The sequence below is a fragment of the Staphylococcus sp. EG-SA-2 genome, from assembly GCF_017152085.1.
The window spans coordinates 1-1,480 of sequence record NZ_JACYHC010000765.1; the positions used below are offsets into that span (position 1 = coordinate 1).

A 1,480-nucleotide genomic window follows, 5' to 3' on the forward strand; every position below is an offset into this window, starting at 1 on the left:
AATCAAAGGAGTCGATCATTATGACAGTATTAACAGATAAAATAGCAGTAGTTACAGGTGCAGGTAGTGGTATTGGAGAAGCAATTGCAACATTACTACATGAAGAAGGGGCGAAAGTTGTCTTAGCAGGTAGAAATAAAGAAAAATTACAAAACGTAGCGAATCAATTGTCACAAGATAGTGTGAAGGTAGTGCCAACAGATGTAACGAATAAAGAAGAAGTCGATGAATTGATAAAAATTGCACAACAAACATTCGGTGGTTTGGATATTGTTATCAATAGTGCGGGGCAAATGTTGTCGTCTAAGATTACTGATTATCAAGTAGATGAGTGGGATAGTATGATTGATGTGAATATCAAAGGCACTTTATATACGGTACAGGCTGCATTACCAACTATGTTAGAACAATCAAGTGGCCATCTTATTAACATTGCATCTATTTCTGGCTTTGAAGTAACGAAAAGTAGTACGATTTATAGTGCGACGAAAGCAGCAGTTCACACTATTACTCAAGGATTAGAAAAAGAGTTGGCAAAGACAGGTGTTAAAGTAACAAGCATTTCACCAGGAATGGTAGATACAGCAATAACTGCCGCATATAATCCAAGTGATCGTAAAAAGCTTGATCCACAAGATATTGCAGAAGCGGTATTGTATGCATTAACACAACCGAGTCACGTTAACGTGAATGAAATTACAGTGCGTCCTGTATAAAAATGTGTTTGAGGTGTGGGAGATAGACATTTAATGTAATAGCTATCGGTTTTGTTAATATTAGTAAGGCAATAATGATATAAAAGCATGATAGGCAATTATTCCTTGCACAATTTTCACTAACTGGTGATTTTAACAATCGAGTTAATGAATGGGGCGATGTTAGTGTTATGGTTTATAATCTGTAATGTTCATAATTATAGATTACAAAAAATTTTTCATTTTCCACCACATTTTAGGAGTTACTTTAATGAACAAAAAACATGTTTTTGTAATTATTGGTGTCATATTATGTATATGTATAGTTGCTACAGTCATTTATTTAAAAGTGAAATATGACGAAAAAGAAAAACAAAAAGCAATTTACTATAAAGAACAACAGGAGCGTATTACACTTTATCTCAAGCATAATACTAAAGAACCAAACACGATTAAATCTGTGCATTTCACAAGTTTAAAAAGAGGACCTATGGGCGATGCCGTAATTGAAGGTTACATCAATGAAAACAAAAAAGCTGATTTTGTTGCATATGGGTCTCCAGAACATAATTATCAGTTTGGTGGTACTATGATAGAAAGTGAAAGATTAAGTGAGTTACTAAAACCAGCAAATCAATTAAAATCTCCTGAAAAAATTAAAGAAGAATTAGACAAAAAAGAAGGCCACTAGGGTCTTCTTTATTTTTGATTTAATCTTCCAATAATCTATGTCATTGCTATCGAAGGTGTTTCGCAATTAATATCAATCACTTCATCATCACCAA

At 33.3% G+C, this 1,480-nt stretch carries 2 protein-coding genes; both read left to right on the forward strand.

Going from position 1 to position 1,480, the window contains the following annotated elements; genetic code table 11:
* Positions 1–20: 20 nt before the first annotated feature.
* Positions 21–716 (forward strand): SDR family oxidoreductase, encoded by a 696-nt coding sequence (locus IDG60_RS13890; RefSeq protein WP_000217458.1) that lies wholly within the window; start codon positions 21–23, stop codon positions 714–716.
* A 250-nt stretch (positions 717–966) separates the two neighbouring features.
* The gene (locus tag IDG60_RS13895) at positions 967–1,386 is read left to right on the forward strand and encodes a DUF1433 domain-containing protein (protein WP_001034773.1); all 420 of its coding nucleotides are present in this window, start codon (positions 967–969) and stop codon (positions 1,384–1,386) included.
* Positions 1,387–1,480: the final 94 nt, after the last annotated feature.